General features: G+C 66.9%; 12 protein-coding genes. 6 read left to right on the top strand and 6 right to left on the bottom strand.

What is annotated here, in order from left to right:
- The first annotated feature begins 8 nt into the window (after positions 1–8).
- Positions 9–1088, top strand: a complete 1080-nt coding sequence (locus CFB49_RS21395) for a glycosyltransferase family 4 protein (RefSeq protein WP_089492804.1) — start codon at positions 9–11, stop codon at positions 1086–1088.
- 130 nt (positions 1089–1218) lie between these two features.
- A complete protein-coding gene (locus CFB49_RS21390; RefSeq protein ID WP_089492247.1) occupies positions 1219–2271 on the top strand; it encodes an acyltransferase family protein in 1053 nt (350 codons plus the stop codon).
- 39 nt (positions 2272–2310) lie between these two features.
- Here CFB49_RS21390 and CFB49_RS21385 read toward each other — a convergent pair whose 3' ends face one another.
- From CFB49_RS21385 to CFB49_RS21375, 3 genes are read right to left on the bottom strand one after another with little or no spacing between them, the layout of a single operon-like run.
- The gene (locus CFB49_RS21385) at positions 2311–3699 is read right to left on the bottom strand and encodes an oligosaccharide repeat unit polymerase (protein ID WP_089492246.1); all 1389 of its coding nucleotides are present in this window, start codon (positions 3697–3699) and stop codon (positions 2311–2313) included.
- The gene (locus CFB49_RS21380) at positions 3696–5969 is read right to left on the bottom strand and encodes a polysaccharide biosynthesis tyrosine autokinase (RefSeq protein ID WP_089492245.1); all 2274 of its coding nucleotides are present in this window, start codon (positions 5967–5969) and stop codon (positions 3696–3698) included. The genes CFB49_RS21385 and CFB49_RS21380 overlap by 4 nt, the downstream gene beginning before the upstream one ends.
- Before the next feature lie 59 nt (positions 5970–6028).
- Positions 6029–7246, bottom strand: coding sequence for a polysaccharide biosynthesis/export family protein (locus CFB49_RS21375; protein ID WP_069616386.1), 1218 nt, complete (start codon positions 7244–7246; stop codon positions 6029–6031).
- Positions 7247–7323: 77 nt separating this feature from the next.
- On the opposite strand from CFB49_RS21375, the gene CFB49_RS21370 reads away from it, so the two are divergent.
- A complete protein-coding gene (locus tag CFB49_RS21370) occupies positions 7324–7812 on the top strand; it encodes a hypothetical protein (protein ID WP_249190216.1) in 489 nt (162 codons plus the stop codon).
- A 161-nt stretch (positions 7813–7973) separates the two neighbouring features.
- Here CFB49_RS21370 and CFB49_RS21365 read toward each other — a convergent pair whose 3' ends face one another.
- Complete coding sequence (locus tag CFB49_RS21365; RefSeq protein ID WP_089492244.1) at positions 7974–9827, bottom strand: serine aminopeptidase domain-containing protein; 1854 nt, start codon at positions 9825–9827, stop codon at positions 7974–7976.
- Positions 9828–10387: 560 nt separating this feature from the next.
- On the opposite strand from CFB49_RS21365, the gene CFB49_RS21360 reads away from it, so the two are divergent.
- A complete protein-coding gene (locus CFB49_RS21360; RefSeq protein ID WP_089436352.1) occupies positions 10388–11647 on the top strand; it encodes an oligosaccharide flippase family protein in 1260 nt (419 codons plus the stop codon).
- Positions 11648–12114: 467 nt separating this feature from the next.
- Positions 12115–14316: a glycoside hydrolase family 3 C-terminal domain-containing protein gene (locus CFB49_RS21355; RefSeq protein ID WP_089492803.1), complete on the top strand. Its 2202-nt coding sequence runs from the start codon at positions 12115–12117 to the stop codon at positions 14314–14316.
- Positions 14317–14397: 81 nt separating this feature from the next.
- Here the strand turns inward: CFB49_RS21355 and CFB49_RS36845 are convergent, their stop codons facing one another.
- Positions 14398–14520, bottom strand: coding sequence for a hypothetical protein (locus CFB49_RS36845; RefSeq protein WP_256121801.1), 123 nt, complete (start codon positions 14518–14520; stop codon positions 14398–14400).
- On the bottom strand, positions 14520–15098 hold the full coding sequence (locus CFB49_RS21350) for a DUF4865 family protein (RefSeq protein ID WP_179234928.1): 579 nt from the start codon (positions 15096–15098) through the stop codon (positions 14520–14522). The genes CFB49_RS36845 and CFB49_RS21350 overlap by 1 nt, the downstream gene beginning before the upstream one ends.
- A 118-nt stretch (positions 15099–15216) precedes the next feature.
- Here CFB49_RS21350 and CFB49_RS21345 point away from each other — a divergent pair, with 118 nt between their 5' ends.
- On the top strand, positions 15217–16074 hold the full coding sequence (locus tag CFB49_RS21345) for a LysR family transcriptional regulator (RefSeq protein WP_069616583.1): 858 nt from the start codon (positions 15217–15219) through the stop codon (positions 16072–16074).
- Positions 16075–16201: the final 127 nt, after the last annotated feature.

Here is a 16201-nt window from a genome sequence, read left to right as displayed (position 1 = left end):
TTATGGACATGATCTCGTTCAAGAAACCGAAGCCACTCGTATACAACGGCCGATTCACCACGCAGAAGACAACCGGGGTGCAACGCGTCGCACGCGAGCTGATCGCCGCACTGGTCAAGTTTCAGCCGCAGGATCCGGTAACCGTGCTGGTGCCTCCGCAACCGGGCATCGAGGTAAGCGGAGCGAAGACGGTCAAAGTCGGCTTTTACAAGGGCGTGGTCTGGGAGCAACTGGTCCTCCCGTTGTTCGCGCGCCGCGGCCGCATCGTCAATCTCAGCAATTCGGCATCCATTTTCATCGGCAACCAGATCATCTACATGCATGACGCGGCCGTGTTCGACACCCCCGCGCATTTCTCGCGCCCGTTTCGCGTGTGGTACCGGATCATGTTCTGGATCCTGGCGCGCACCTCCGTCTGCGTGCTGACCAACTCCTATTTCTCGCGGGATCGCCTCGCGCATCACTGCGGGGTTGCCGCGGAGAAGATCAGCGTCGTACCGCTCGGTGCGGATCATCTCGACACCCTGGAACCGGACACCAGCGTGCTCGACCAGCATGCGCTGACACCGAACCGGTTCGTGCTCGCGGTCAGCAGCATGAATCCCACCAAGAACTTCGGCCGGCTGATCGCGGCGTTCAGGCAGATCAACGATCCGTCGGTCGATCTCGTCATCGTCGGGATGCAGAACACCATCGTGTTCGGCCAGCAGGACCTCATGCCGGCGGCGGAACCGAACATCAAGTACGTCGGCTATATCAGCGACGAACAATTGAAGGCGCTGTATCAGAACGCCGCATGCTTCCTGTATCCGTCGATCTACGAAGGCTTCGGCATACCGCCTCTCGAGGCGATGCGCTACGGCTGCCCCGTGGTGGTCGGCAAATCGGCGGCCCTGCCGGAAGTCTGTGCCGATGCGGCGCTGTACTGCGATCCGTACTCGCAGGACGACATCGCGCGGAAATTGCGGAGCCTGCTCGATTCCGACGCACTCAGGGCCGAACTCAAACGCAGGGGAAGCCTGCACGCGGAGAAGTATCGCTGGAGCCGAAGCGCCGAGATGATGAAGGCCATATTCGAGGGGCTGTAGGCCATCCGTCGGGTTGCACGACGATCCACTGTCGCCCACCGCACTGTCCTGCGCACGGGCCCGCCATACAGTGAACGACTGTCCGATTTCTCGGCGGTGCGGAACCTGACGGGCCGGCCGCCCCTTCATCATGACTGCTCGCGAAACCAGCCTCGATGTCGCCCGCGGCGCGGGAATCATTCTTGTCGTATACGGACACGTGCTGCGCGGTGCCGTTTCCGCCGACCTTGTGCCGGCAGGCGCGGCCGACACGGCATTCGCGTGGAACGACTACGTGATCTACACGTTCCACATGCCGTTGTTCTTCTTCCTGTCCGGCCTGCACGTCTGCAGCTCGCTGCGCCGGGCGCCGCACGGTTTCTTGTGGTCGAAGATCAGGACGATCGTGTATCCGTACCTGTTGTGGTCGATTGCGCAGGGCGCCGTGCAGATTGCAATGGCATCGCACGGCACCAATCATCCGTTCACGCTGGACGACCTGCTGGCGATCGGCTGGCGACCGTTCGCACAGTTCTGGTTCCTGTACGCGCTGATGCTCTGCATGCTCGGCATCCGGGCTTTCGCGGCGGCCGTGCCGGATGCGACACGTTCGCCCATGCCGTCGCGGGCGCGCGGCTGGCTCGCCGGATACGCGGTGCTCGGGCTGGTGCTCGGCGCGGCGACGCGGTGGGGCATCCTGTCGATCACGCTGATGAACGCACCATTCTTCGTGGCGGGCGTCCTTGCGTCGCAGGCATTGCCCGGCTGGCTCGCGCGCAACAGCGGGCCAACCGCATGCGCCGCCACGGCAACGGCCTTCGTCGCGGCGGTCGTATTCGCGCACGGCTTCGGTAGCGCGACGAGCATCTGGGCGCTTCCCGCTGCGTTCTCGGGCATCGCGCTGGCGCTGCAACTCGCGCATCGGTATGCGTCACAGCCGGCACGCGCGGCATGGCTGGCGGCGATCGGTTGCGCATCGATGCCGATCTACCTGACCCATATCTTCGCGATGGCGGCCGTACGGATCGTGCTGATACGCGCCGGCGTCACCGATCTCGCGGCACACCTCGTACTCGGCACGCTGGCCGGTGTCGCGATCCCGATCGCCGTCTATCTGGTCGCATTGCGGACAGGGGTCGCGCACATTGCCGGTTTCCCGTCGTGGCCAGGACGCGACACGGCGTCACGAACGCGCACCGCATGAGCTTCAGGGTCATCCTGAGGCCGGACGCCCTGTGCGTTGCTAGGCCGTTGCACTGCCGTCGCGCCCGTTCGTTTCCGAGGTGCGCGTCCCGCGCCCGGATGCGGTACGCGTGGCGGAAGGCGCAACGCTCGCCGGCCGCTTCCCGAACCAATGGAACACGATGATCGGCAGCACGATCGGCAGGAAATTGCGTCCGCTGAACAGATTTGGCGTACGCATGATTTCCATCAATGACACGTAGAGCACCGCGTGCGCGCAACACCAGAACCCGTTGCCGCTGCGCCAGCCCGCATAGCTTCGGCCAACGATCCAGCCCAGCACGGCCGCGTCGAGCAGCCCGAACCAGCCCCATTCATAGAAGTGGACGAAGATCCCGGACGGATTGTTGAATTCCGGGTCTGCGTAGCTGTTCAGAAACAGGTTGAAGCTGTCGCTTGAATCGAACCACGGCTGGAACGCCGCGCCGATCACCGGAAAGCGCATCAGCCAGTCGAACGTGAACATCGGATGGCCCTGACCCCAGCCGAGCACGGCAAGCATCCCCGCCCCATTGTTCAGCGACGTCGAATAGTACAGGCCGAGCCGTTCAAGCGCGAAATCGAAGATGTTGTCGTAGACATTGACGTAATAGGCTTCCCACGACCGGTTGTACTCGTTCGCGATAAACAGCGCGAACAACAGCGGGATCGCCGCGTACGGCCCGAGCGTCAGCAGCCGCGCATACCGGCCGTGCAGCCGGAACCGCACGACCATCAGCGCGAGCGGCATCACCATCTCGATCAACGCGAGGCGCTCGGCGAAGAGGAAGCTGCGCAGCAGCGTCAGCACCGCGAGCACGGCCATGTAGATCTTGTAGCGGTTCAGGCCTTTCGCCGGCGTCCGGAACACGTAGAAATAGAGCGCGACGAACGGCGACGTCGCCTGCGTAAACGAGCTCAACCCGGTGATGCGACCGATCTGCTGGAGCATGTCGTACGCGGTAGCCTGTCCGTGCAGGAACTCGAGCAGCAGCGCCGGACGCGCGATGATCCCGCTCATCATCACGAGATTGCCGAACAGCGCGAGTGCAAACAGGACATCGAGCACGCGCGACGGCACCTCGACGGGCGTTTCCGGCGGCCCGCGCCGCGTCCGCGCTTCGGTCGTCGCGAGCCACGCCGTCGCCGTCACCACCATCAGGAACAGCGCGCCGGCGAACGCGTAGTAGCCGTCGAAATAGATTCGCGCAATCGACTTCTGGTCGCCCAGCAGGCTGAGCGACAGCAATCCGTACAACGGCAGGATGAACATCAGCACGAGCCGGGCCGGATCTTCCCACCAGTAGCCCGTGTAACCGCCCGCCGCACCGCGCACGCGCGCCATCCTGCGCAGCGTCGCCGGGTCTTGCCGAGGCCCGGCGGACCCAACCCCGCCCGCTCGCCGGTTCATGACGGGCGTTCCGCCCGTTGCCGCGACGCCATCATCCCCGTCAACCCGGACGTGGCCTGATGCGTGTTCGCGTCGTTGTAGCCGTAGTCGTACCGTCCCGGCGCGCCCTTGTAGTCGTTCAGGATCACGCCGCGCACGCCGATATGCGCGTGCTCGAGCCGCCGCGCGCTTTCGTCGAGTTCCGTCAACGTCGTCACGCCGCTCCGCGCGACGAGAAACACGGTGCCCGCCAGGCGCCCGAGCACCAGCGCATCGGCGACCGGGAGCAACGGCGGGCCGTCGAGCACGACCATGTCGTAGCGCGACGCGACCCGCTCGATCAGTTCGGCGAGCGCGGGCTGCAACAGCAGTTCGCCCGGATCGGGAACGACGTTGCCCATCGCGATGAAATCCAGGCCCGGTGCGACGCCGCGCTTGATTGCGTCGTCGAGCGTGTGGGTGCCCGCCACCACGTCGGACAGCCCTGGCGCGCGGCTATAGCGGAAACGGTCGTGCAGCGAGCCCTTGCGCAAGTCGGCATCGATCAGCAGGACGCGCCGTTTCGCGGCGCCAACGAGCGACGCGATGTTGGCCGCGACGAACGACTTGCCGACGCCCGTCGTCGGGCCGGAAATCAGCACGACGGGATTCGATGCGGCCGGCATCGACAGTTGCAGCGACGCCCGGAAATTGCGCAGGCTTTCGAGCGCCGCGTCCTGAGCCTCGGCCTGCGTCGCCAGCGTGCGCTGGCCGCGCCGGCGCACCTTCGACCGCAGTTCCGCTTGTGCCGCGACGGCGCTGTGCGGGACCGTCGCGAACACCGGCAAACCCGTCGCCCATTCGATTTCCTCCGCGTCGCCGATCGTGCCGACGACACGCTGCCGGGCGACCACGATCGCCGCGCCCGCCAGCAGGCCGATCATCAGCAAGCCGACCACCGCGACGCCGCGATGCGGTCCGATCGGTTGCTCGGCGACCTTCGCCGTATCGACGATCCGCACGGTGCCCGTCTTGCTGGCGCGCGCGAGGACCATCTGCTGGCGCGTATTGAGCAGGTTCGTGTACAGCGCGGTATCGACGGCCACGTCGCGCTGCAGTTGCAGCACGCCCTGCTCGACGGTCGGCAGTTGCTGGATCTGCTTGCGGGTCGTGTCGAGCGAGTGCTGCGCATCGGCGAGCTGCGCATCGACGGCCACGATGGCTGGATGCTTCGGCATGAAGCGCGTCAGCAGTTCCTCGCGCCGCTGCTGCAGCGTCTGGACACGCGTCTCGATGTCGACCGACTGTTGACGCAATGCCAGTGCCTCATCGCTCGTATTGACCGTCCCGTGCGAGGCACGGAATGCGTTGAAGCGGCTCTCCGCCGCTTCCAGCTGCGCCTTCAGTTGCGGCAGCTGGCCGTCCATGTATCGGATCAGCTTGTCGGCCGCCTCGGACTTGCGCTGCGTGTTCTGCGCCAGATACGCCTCCCCGATCGCGTTCAGCACACGGCTGTCGTGCACGGGATCAATGCCGTCGAGCGTCACGCCGATCATGTTCGACTGCTTGCCGCGCTCCGAGATCAGCGCGTTCTTCTGCAGCCACGTCGTCGCCTCTTCGTCGCTGTAGCGCGTCAGGTCGAAGCGTGCGCCGGGCTGGCCGGCCACGTCGCGCACGAACACGTCGATCGGCCCCTGCGGCGTCTCGATGTGCAGCGGCTGGCCGATGCGGCCCTGCCATACCGGTCCTTTCCGGCCGAAAAAGCCCGTGCGCTGCAGCGTGTACGCGCCGTCGTCACCGAGGGTCAGCGCGAAACGCTTGCCGAGCAGGCGCTTGGGCACGTCGAAGGTCGGCACGTCGATGCGCTCGGTGCCATACACATATCCCCCCGGCAGCGGCGACGACAGCCCGTCGGCCGCGTTCACGAAGCGCCAGCCGATCAGCGGCAGGTAATGCGGCCGTGCGTCGAGGGCGAGGTTCGTGCTCTGGATCGCGCGGTCGAGCACCGCACGGGATTTGAGCACCTCGATCTCGGTCGATGCATCGGTCTTCAGATCGAACACCGACGACGGATCGCCGGGCGGCGACGTCTGCTTCGAATCGGTCTGGCTTTGCTCGACCTGGAACAGGATGTCGGAGCGGTAAACGGGGGCCGCGAACAGCGCATACAGACCGCCCGCGAGCGCACCCGCGAGCGCCGTGCAAACGATCAGTCGCCGGCCGCCATACAGCATGCTCCAGTAGCGGCGCACCGGATAGGACGGCCGCAGAATGCGCCCGCTGTGCGGGTCAGGCAGGGTCGAAGTGTTCATGCAGCATCAGTCCCGTATGGCGCGACGTACGGTCGCGGTCACGAAATTCGCCTCGGGCATCACGGCGAAATGGCTTTCGCCGTCAGCGCACCTTGCGCGGACGACGGAATCAGCAGGTTCACGACGCGGCTCCAGCGCACCAGCGATGACGCATCGACGAACACGACGTCGCGCCGCTCGAGCGGAAACTGGTCGGCGAGCGCGAACGACGCGGGCGAGCTGCCGTCGAGGTGGTACACCCGCGGGCGGTTGTCGGGGCCGCGGCGCACGACGAACACCTGGCGCGCGTCCGACGTGTACTGACTCACGCCACCCGTGTCGCCGAGCGCTTCGCCGAGGCTCATCCGCCCGTCGGTCAACGTCAGCGTCGCGGGCCGCGATACCTCGCCGAGCACGAATACCTTCGCGTCGCTCGCCGCGCGCACGCGCACGAGATCGCCGTCGCGCAACAGGATGTTCGACGGGTTCACGCCCGCGGCGATCAGTGCCGGCAGGCTCACGTTCACGGTCGTGTCGCCGCGCGTCACCGAAACCTGCGAGCGATCCGCCGTCGGCGTAAAACCGCCCGCGCGGTCGATCGCCTCGGGCAGCGTCATCGGCATGTCGTTGACGATCTGCAGACCCGGCGTGCGCACTTCGCCGTCGAGATAGACCCGCTTGCTGCGGTAGCTCTGCACGCGCAGCGCGAGCTGCGGCTTGCGCACGTATTCTCCGAGCCGCTTCGTCAGCAGCGCGCGCGCCTGTGCCTCGGTCAATCCCGCCACGTGCACGAGGCCGGCGTACGCAAACTGGACGTTGCCGGTCGCATCGACCGTATAGCCCGTCGCGACCGAGCTCGCGCCGACCCCGTCGCCGCCGCCGACCGTCTGCGTCGTCGGCAGGTTCAATTCGGGGTGGTCCCATACGATGATGCTCAGCACGTCGCCGGGGCCGATCGTGTACGGCGTCGGCTTGCCGAACAGTTGGCGGATCTCCGCGTCGACGTTGGCCGGCCGTCCCGCATGGTGCTGCGCGACGAATGCCGGCGTGATCTCGATCAGATCCTCGCTCGACACGTTCTGCACGCCGTCGAGGCCGCCCGAACCCGATGCGTCGGCGCTCACGCGCGCATTCGCGTCGCGCTCCGCCGGCGCGCGGTAAGTCATGCCGGGCGACAGCGCACATGCGCTCAGCGCGCATGCGGCCGCCACGATCGCCATGCGCGACAGCCACGGCGCGCGACGGGCGCCAGGCCGCGGCGTGCCGCGCGTCGATTCCGGTTGCGTGGTGATTGACATGGTGCTCTTCCAAAACTGTGCGGTAACCCGCCGAACGCGGCGAATTCCGGCATTACGCTTGCCCAGCGCGGCTTGCATTGCAGCTTGCATGCCGCACCGGCCTCTTCACCGCACGTCACTCCGTACGATCCGTCATGAACTTTTCTTCATCGCTTGCGCCCTTCGTCTGCATCGTGTCGACCGGCTTCGTCTGTGCCGCCGGCGCCCAAACGCTGCCCGGCAGTCCTGCCGACACACCGCCCTTCGCGTCGTCGACGCTCGTTGCGCCGGTGCCGCCACAACGCTCGGCGCAAGCCGTCGGCCCGAGTGCGGCCGCCGAACCCGTTGCGACAGCGTCCGCGGCTGCATCCGGGGCGACAGCACCCGCGATCGCCGGTTCAGCCGCGAGCGCCGCCGTCCAGCCCGACACGCGGGCCCGCGTCACGTTGCGCCGGCCGCTCGTGCCGGCGCGGCCACATCGCGCGCAGGTCGCCAATGCACCCGCCGACGACGTATGGCGCAGCGACACGTTGTACGCATCGCCCTACGCGAAATCACCCTATGCGGAGCCGGGCGATCGGGACTGACCCATCCCGGCCGGTCATGCCGCGGCATGACCGTGCATGCATCGATAAGCGATTGGACACTACGGCGAACGGCGCGTCTGTGAGCGACCCCACCGAACGTCGATCTTCATACGAAGCGGGGATCGCGCCCCAAAGCGCCGACGCATGCGGCACGGCGCGCATCACGGCCTGCCGACCGACACGTTTGCGTACGATCCCGCAGCCGCTTCGTGCGCGACAGGATCGGCAACGTGCACGGCCGGCCTCGTCAAGTCGCGACCGAGCGCCTGCAAGCACCGCTCGATCACGATGTCCGTGCCGACCGCGCCGTACACCGCGTGATCGACCTGCGGCTCGAGGTGCAGCCGTACGTGTCGCGAGCACCTGAACGCATGCTCGATCGCGCCGAAGTGGCGCCGGACATCGTCGATGCCGGGATCGAGCGCGCCATATACGAGCGTCGTGCGGACATTGCGTTGCGCAAGCACGTGCATCACGCCGCGTGGGGTGCCGGCGCGCGGCTTCCAGCCGACGCGCGCGGCCGCCTCCTTCACCGGCACGCTGACTCGCGCGATCGCATTGGCGGCGACGGCGCGCACGATCGGCCGCAAATCGCGCCGTTCGCGCACGAGGCGTTTCCACTTCTGCCAGTCGCGCACCGACAGCCAGTAGCCGCGCACCGAGTTGTTCCGCTGCTTCTGCACCGCATCGAGCGAGAGCCCGGCCGGCCACACGAAGCGCGCCAGGTTTATCGCGATCACGCCGCCGAGCGACGGCGTCTTCACGGCCGCATGCAATGCCGCATAGGCGCCGGAACAGATGCCGGCCGCGACCACGTCAGGATGCCCAAGCGCACGCAGCCAGTCGGCGGCGGCCGCCACGTCGTCGCTCGACTGCGCCGAATACACGACGCGCGACTGGTCGTCGAGCGCGGCCGCCCCGCTGTCGCCGACGCCGTTCACGTCGATCCGCAGCGTCGTGACGCCGGCGCGTGCAAGCGTCCGCGCGAGGCGCACGCTGAAGCGCCCTTCGCCGCTTCGCGGATTCGTCGACGTGTTCGCGATCACGAGCGCCGGAGCGGCGGGATTCGCCGGCCCCGTCTCGGCGGGACGGCACAGTACGCCGACCAAACGGTCCGGCCCGACCGCGACGACCTGCTCGGTCATGTCGGTCATGTCGAGCGCGGCGGCCGATTCGCCGTTCCATGGTGGATCATGCCGCCACATCGGGTCGACGCCCGCGGCCGTGCGCGGCACACGTTCGCCGATCCAGCGCGCGAGCGTGTCGATGGCTGCGAGCGGCAGGCGCGAGCGCGTACCGTCCAGCATCGTCGTCGGCCATTCGCGAAACGGATCGGCCGCCACGTTCACGCCCCGCGCCAGCAGCGCATCGCGCAACGCAGGTCCGTCCTGATCGGGTTGAATCAGCAGCATCGCATCAGGCAGCCTCGGGGCATCGCGCACGACGTCGCACAGATCGACCGCCTTCAGCGCAGCGACGAAATCGTCCGGAAAGCGGTGCCCGAGCACGTTCATGCAGGGCTCGTCACGATGCGCGATGCGAATCGCGGGCGACGTGACGTCGAGCCACTGGCGATGCACGAACGACAGCTCGCGAAGGTAAGCGCGTCCGCGCACGACCGGCGCGAGCGCCACCAATGCGTCGACGCGCGGCGACGGGTGCCGGCCGTCCCCCGCGGCGGCCAGCATCGCGAACAGCGCGCCCGCACGAATTCCGACGAGCGTCAGCGACCCGACACCGACCTGGTCGCGCAGCAGATCGATCGCATCGTGAATGCTGCCGATGGTCGCGGCGTGCCGATCGGCGTCACGGTCATCGCCCGCGGAATCGCCGGTGCACGGATAGTTGAATCGCAACACCGTGACGCCGTCGCGGGCAAGGCGCTCGGCGATCGCCCGCATGAGCTTGTGCGTCCACGATGCCTCGTGCCCCAACGATTCGCACAGGATCACACCTTGTGTCGTCTGTCCTTCGTGCAGCCACCCCACGCAGCTGCCGAACGTAATCGGCTTCAATCGGTACTCCTCGGATCGGTATTTTTATCGGACGCGGACACGCGTTCGGGCCGCGCAACCGGAACGAGCGATCCACGCTCGTGCGGCTCGTCGATGAACGCGCGGCAGCGGCCCCGCCGCGCCCCTGCGCGGCCCGCCCGGTTCCATGCGTTGCCCTGCTCCCCACGCCCACGGGAGGTGATGTTGCGTGCCCGAGGCATCGTCAGGCGGTTTGCACCGTGAACCAAAACAGTGCGATCGATTAAAGCACTCGGTTCGGGCGCCCTTCGGTGCGGCAGCTTACAAATAGATTCATCGCCGTCGCGAGACGACAACGCACCACGACGCGCGCCGTGCCGCGATTCACGCCGCGCGCACGAACGGAATCCGCGAACGGTAGGCTCGCGAACATAGTCGTCCCGCGCGGCCCGTATCATGGCCGCCATACGATGTGATGTGGCCGTGCCCGGCGACGCCGGACGCGCCACCAACCCATGCAACCCGGGTCAGCGCCGACCGGATGCACGCGCACCGCGGCCCCATGCCGCCGCACTGCGACACTCACGGCGCCGACCGAGCGAATGTCAAACCTCAAGAAGAATTTCCTGCTGCTGCTGACGTTGCAGATTTCGATGTACGCAGTGCCGCTCCTGATCGCACCGCTGCTGACGCACGCCCTCGGGCCCGAAGGCTACGGGCAGCTCGCGTTCTCGCTCGCCGTCATTGCGTATCTCACCAACTGCACGAGCTACAGTTTCGACCTGACCGCCACGCCACGCATCGCGCTCGCGCGCGACAACCGCGCCGAACGCTCGCGCATCTTCTGGGCGACGCTATACGCGCAGATCGGCATCGCGGTGATCTGCTTCATCGTGCTCGTTGCGCTGACCTTTGCGGTCGAGCGCTTCGGTGAAGACCGCGACCTGCTGCTGATCGGGTTCGGGATGGTCGCCGGCGTGGCGTTCACACCGGGCTGGTATTTCCAGGGAATGGAAAAGCTGCGCGCGCTCAGCATGATCCTGTTCATCGGGCGCATCCTGAGCCTGCCGGCCATGTTCGCGCTCGTGCACAGCCCGGCGGACATCGACCGCGCGATGATCGTCAACGCAGCGGTACCGACGCTGTCCGCGATCGCACTGGCTGCCTATCTGTACTTCAACCGTGAAATCGACTTCGTGCGCGTCGGCGCGACCGACATCGCCGAATCGCTGAAAGGCGGCTGGCAGGTGTTTCTCGCGTCCACGTCGATCGCGTTCTATGCGTCGACCAACACCGTGCTGCTCGGCTTCGTATCGGGCAACGTCGCGGCGGGCTACTTCGCCGCCGGCGACAAGCTGATCCGCGCGGCGCTCAGCATGCTGCAACCGCTGAAGGCGGCCACCTATCCGCGCATCAGCTACCTGATGCGGCACGCGCGCAACGATGCGTTCTCGTTCCTGCGCAAGCTGTTCGTCATCCAGGTCGCGATGGTGCTCGGCATCTCGCTCGTGATCTTCTTCGGCGCGCCGCTGGCCGTGCGCATCCTGTATGGCCCTTCGTACGAACCTACGGTCCAGGTGCTGCGCTGGATGGCCTTCATTCCGTTCATGGCCGGCATGACCGACCTGTTCGGTGTGCAGACGATGCTGCCGCTCGGGATGAAGTCGGCATTCACGCGAATCCTGATGTCATCGGGCATTCTGAACATCGTGCTGGTACCCGTGCTCGCCAAGTATTTCGCCGAGCAAGGCGCCGCGGTCGCCGTGCTGACGGCCGAGGCCGTGGTCGCCGCGGCACTCGCAACCGTCGTCTACCGCGCCGGGATTCCGATGCCCGGTAGTCCCGTCGCTCGACGCAGCTAGCGCACCGTCGGTGCCGCCCGAGTTTCCCCACGGGGCGACTTGCATCCGGCGATGTCCCGTTCGATGCGGACGCAACAAACCGTGCCGCACGCTCGCGCACCCAGGTACTTCTTACTCCGCCGCGCATGCCCGATCGGCAACGATGACTGCCTTTCCGCCTCGCCGCGCGCCCCTACGAAATAAAGATCACACGGATCGGTAGAAACACCGATGCTGTAGTCAAACTACATTCATACCATTGGTCGCAGCAGAGAATCGCTACACCCGATTCGACAGTGCCGGGCGGTCCGCGTCGCCGCCCGCATTGACGATCGAGCCCAACCGGCCGTAACGATTCCCCGCCTGGCTGGCATGCCGACGCGCAACCACCCTGCATCGTCAGCCGAATGCGTCCGGTGCGAATCCACCGGATGTACGCAGCTCCAGACATCATTCGAACAACCGGCAATACGATCATGGAGAGCAACATGCGGGACACACTCTGGCCGGCCGTCGTGCTGGCAGCGACCCTCTGCACCACCGCCTACGCCGGCGACGCCGATTTCAACGCGCAGGCCGACGCCACCGACACGTTCGCGTCGGCCGCCGCGCAACGGCGCGCCGACCTGCTCGTGCGCAAGATGACGCTCGACGAAAAACTTCAATTCATTCATTCGCAATACGAAATGTCGAAGGTGCCGGGCGGCGGCGCCGGCTACATCCAGGGCGTGCCGCGACTCGGCATTCCCGATCTCAACATGGTCGATTCGGCAACCGGCTCCGGCAGCACGTCGCAAGCCAGCACGACGTTTCCGGCCACGATCGCGGTCGCCGCGAGCTGGGATCGGCGGCTGTCGTACGACTTCGGCAAGCAAGTCGCGATCCAGTTGCGCGCGCAAGGATTCGGCATGGGCCTCGCCGGCGGCACCAACCTCGCGCGCGAGCCGCGCGGCGGCCGCCTGTTCGAGTATCTCGGCGAGGATCCGCTGCTCGCCGGCGACCTGCTCGCCGAACGCACGCTCGCCACGCAGCGGCAGAAAGTCATCGCCACGATCAAGCACTACGCGGGCAACGAGCAGGAACACGGCCGGATGGGCGGCAATACGCAGATCGACGAGCGTACGCTGCGCGAGCTGTACCTGTTGCCATTCGAGATAGCCGCGAAGCGAGGGCGGCCCGGCAGCGTGATGTGCAGCTACAACCGCCTGAACGGCACCTATGCGTGCGAGAACCCTCACCTGCTGAACGACGTGCTGAAGAACGAGTGGGGCTTCCAGGGCCAGGTGCAGTCCGACTGGGGCGCCACGCACAGCACCGCCGCCGCGATCAACGCCGGGCTCGACGAGGAAGAAGACGTCGGGCCGAGCGTGTACCTGACGCCGGCGGCCGTCAAGCAGGCGATCGCGAACGGCTCGGTGTCGACCGCGCGCCTCGACGACATGGTGCGCCGCAAGCTCGCGGTGATGATCCGTGTCGGCGTGATGGACGATCCGGCCCAGGGCGGCGGCACGATCGATTTCGCGGCCGGCAACCGGTTCGCGCAGGCGGCCGCCGAGCAGTCGATCGTGTTGCTGAAGAACGACGGCAACCAGTTGCCGCTGGTCGCGTCGGCGCTGTCGCGTATTGCCGTGATCGGCGGCCATGCGGATGCGGCCGTGCTGTCCGGCGGCGGCTCGGGCAACACGCGCGATCCCGTATCGGGTTCGTTCGCCGGCTGCGGCGGCCTGACGTTCGGATCGTCGACCGGGTGCAGCTGGTGGCGCAATCCGTGGCTCAAGGTCGACGTGCCGATCGTCGCGGCGATCCGCGCGCTGGCGCCGGCCGCACAGGTCACGTATGCAGGCAACAGCGACCAGCAGTCGCCGTTCCGCGCGTACACGCAGCAGGAAATCGATCAGGCCGCGGCGCTCGCGGGCCGCTCGGATGTCGCGATCGTCGTGGTCGCGCAGCCGGCCGGCGAGGATTTCGGCGATCTGCAGAGCCTGAGCCTCGCGAACCCGTCGAACCAGGATGCGCTCGTCGAAGCCGTCGCGCGCGCGAATCCGCATACGATCGTCGTCGTCCAGAGCGGCAACCCGGTGCTGATGCCGTGGAAGGACAACGTGTCGGCCATCGTCGAGGCGTGGTATCCGGGCGAAGCCGGCGGCAAGGCGATCGCGAACGTGCTGTTCGGTGCGGTCAATCCGTCGGGCAAGCTGCCCGTGACTTTCCCGGCGCGCGATCAGGACTCGCCGACGTGGGGGCAAAACGGCACGTTCGACACCGACCCGGTGTATGCGGAAAAGCTGAACATGGGTTACCGCTGGTATGACGCACGCAACATCAAGCCGATGTTCGAGTTCGGCTACGGCCTGTCGTATACGCACTTCGCGTATTCGGGTCTGTCGGTGTCGAAGCAATGGGACGGCTCGCTGAGCGTCGCGTTTACCGTGCGCAACGACGGGCGCGTGGCCGGCGCGGAAACACCTCAGGTCTATCTCGGCGTGCCGTACAAGGACGAGCCGCCGAAGCGGCTGGTCGGCTGGGAAAAGATCCGGCTGATTCCTGGCGAGGCACGGCGCGTGCGCGTGACCGTGTCGCCGCGGATGCAGAGCGTGTGGGATACGGCGCGCAACGGCTGGCGCGTCGTCCCGGGCGGGACCGTGTATGTCGGCGCGTCGTCGCGCGATATCCGCTTGCAGGGCCACTGAGCAAGCGACGATGAAGCGACCGGGGGCGCCGCGCATCGCATGCGCGGCGCCCCTTCTGAACCACCACTGCGCCGAAGCGCCTTATCTGAACAGCAGCGCCAGCATCGTCGCAAGCGCCGCAATCGCGGCGATGCCGGCCACCACACCCGCCAGATGCGCGGCCACCACCACGCCGGCCGGCAATCGCGACACGATGCCGGCCATCACGCACCGCCCGCTTCCAGCGTGTCGAGCAGCGGCCTCGCCAGATGCAGGACCTGGTACACCGTACCTGCGCCGCCGTCGTCCGGCTCATGTTCCGTCACGAGCGCACGCGTCAGCCGCCAGCGCAGCGGATCGAGGCTGACGGTTGCCGCGACCACACCCTGCCGTGTCGCCGCTTCGCGATTGCGTTCGATCTCCCGCGCCAGGGCCGCATCGAGATCGGCATCCTCCGGAATCTCGATCGTTTCCAGACGCGCGAAGCGTCCCGTCGACGCACTGCCCTTGCGCGCGTCGAGCGCAACCCGGGTGTCGATCGGCGCACGGCCGAAACTGTCCGTCACGACCCGATAGCGGCCGTCCGTCACGAACCGCGCGAACGCCTGTTCGTTGCGCCACAGGTAAAACGACGCGTAGCCGTTTTCCGTCGCGCCGTGGCGGCCTGCCTCGCGCAGCAGGAATCCCTTGAACAGCAGGTCCGGCGTGTCGTCCCATAGGCGGCCGCGCTCGCGCACGCGCCGGCGGATGATGCCGAGGTCGTAGTCCGCCGGCAGGCGGTGCACGTAGTACGCGGTCAGCATGATCGGCTCCTGGCGAAAGAAACGGACGGCATGAACGCAGCGTAGAAGACCTTGAGCCATTTGAAAATACGATGTCAGAATATTTCAATGATTCGATTTTTAAATGAATGAGGATGCGATGAAAACGCTCGACATCGAGGCCGTGCAGGCCTTCGTGCTGACCGCCGACCTCAAGAGCTTCACGCGGGCCGCGGAAGCGCTGGACACCACGCAGTCCGCGGTGAGCCTGAAGATCAAGCGGCTGGAAGACGGGCTCGGCCGCCGCCTGCTGGAACGCACGCCGCGGCAGGTTCGCCTGTCGGCCGACGGCACCGCGTTCCTGGAGCCGGCGCGCGAACTGGTGGCCGCTCACCATGGCGCAATCAGCGCGTTCGGCACGAGCCAGCGACGGCTGGTGATCGGCGTCAGCCACCACGTCGTCGGCGCCGATCTCCCGATGCTGCTGCGGCGGATGAGCGAAGCCGAGCCGGCGCTGGTGCTGGAAATCCGCGTCGCCGCGTCGCGCGACGTGCTCGATGCGTTCGATCGCGGCCAGCTCGATGCAGCCGTCGCGCTGCAGCACGACAGCCGGCGGCTCGACGGCGAAACCATTCTGTCGGAGTCGTTCGGCTGGATGGCGGCGGCCGATTTCGAATACCATCCGCCGCAACCGCTGCGGCTCGCGACGCAGGCCGAGCCGTGCAGCGTGCGCCGCATGGCGGTCGATGCGCTGGACGAAGCCGGTGTCGCGTGGACGGAGGTTTTTGTCGGCGGCGGCGTGGCGACGATCGGCGCGGCGGTATCCGCGGGCCTGGCCGTCGCGGCGCTCGGGCATCGCGTCGCGCCCGCCGGCACCGTCGACGTGGGGATGCGCTACGGGCTGCCGCCGCTGCCGACGCGCGACGTGGTGCTTTACTCGAGCCTGACCGATGCGCGCGCCCGGCAGGCGCTGCGTACGCTGGGCGCCGCGCTACGGTCGTCGGTCGGTGTGCGTTGATGTCGCGCGCGGCATCGCAATGCTTCGATGCGCGCCACGGTAAAATTCCGTCTTCGACCCGCGCTTATGCAGACGATATCCAATCGTCCACGGGCCCACGTCAAACGCATCGACCAGCCATCATCGT

It is taken from the genome of Burkholderia sp. AU17457 (assembly GCF_002223255.1).
Taxonomy (GTDB): domain Bacteria; phylum Pseudomonadota; class Gammaproteobacteria; order Burkholderiales; family Burkholderiaceae; genus Burkholderia; species Burkholderia sola.
Note: the sequence above shows the minus strand (reverse complement) of the source record. Positions and strands in the feature narration are given on the sequence as shown.

What these genes read in the sequence shown, in the direction of transcription:
- CFB49_RS21395 (WP_089492804.1), top strand. Translation starts at nt 9, where the DNA reads ATGATCTCGTTCAAGAAACCGAAGCCACTCGTATACAACGGCCGATTC.
- CFB49_RS21390 (WP_089492247.1), top strand. Translation starts at nt 1,219, where the DNA reads ATGACTGCTCGCGAAACCAGCCTCGATGTCGCCCGCGGCGCGGGAATC.
- CFB49_RS21385 (WP_089492246.1), bottom strand. Translation starts at nt 3,699, where the DNA reads ATGAACCGGCGAGCGGGCGGGGTTGGGTCCGCCGGGCCTCGGCAAGAC.
- CFB49_RS21380 (WP_089492245.1), bottom strand. Translation starts at nt 5,969, where the DNA reads ATGAACACTTCGACCCTGCCTGACCCGCACAGCGGGCGCATTCTGCGG.
- CFB49_RS21375 (WP_069616386.1), bottom strand. Translation starts at nt 7,246, where the DNA reads ATGTCAATCACCACGCAACCGGAATCGACGCGCGGCACGCCGCGGCCT.
- CFB49_RS21360 (WP_089436352.1), top strand. Translation starts at nt 10,388, where the DNA reads ATGTCAAACCTCAAGAAGAATTTCCTGCTGCTGCTGACGTTGCAGATT.
- CFB49_RS21355 (WP_089492803.1), top strand. Translation starts at nt 12,115, where the DNA reads ATGCGGGACACACTCTGGCCGGCCGTCGTGCTGGCAGCGACCCTCTGC.
- CFB49_RS36845 (WP_256121801.1), bottom strand. Translation starts at nt 14,520, where the DNA reads ATGGCCGGCATCGTGTCGCGATTGCCGGCCGGCGTGGTGGTGGCCGCG.
- CFB49_RS21350 (WP_179234928.1), bottom strand. Translation starts at nt 15,098, where the DNA reads ATGCTGACCGCGTACTACGTGCACCGCCTGCCGGCGGACTACGACCTC.
- CFB49_RS21345 (WP_069616583.1), top strand. Translation starts at nt 15,217, where the DNA reads ATGAAAACGCTCGACATCGAGGCCGTGCAGGCCTTCGTGCTGACCGCC.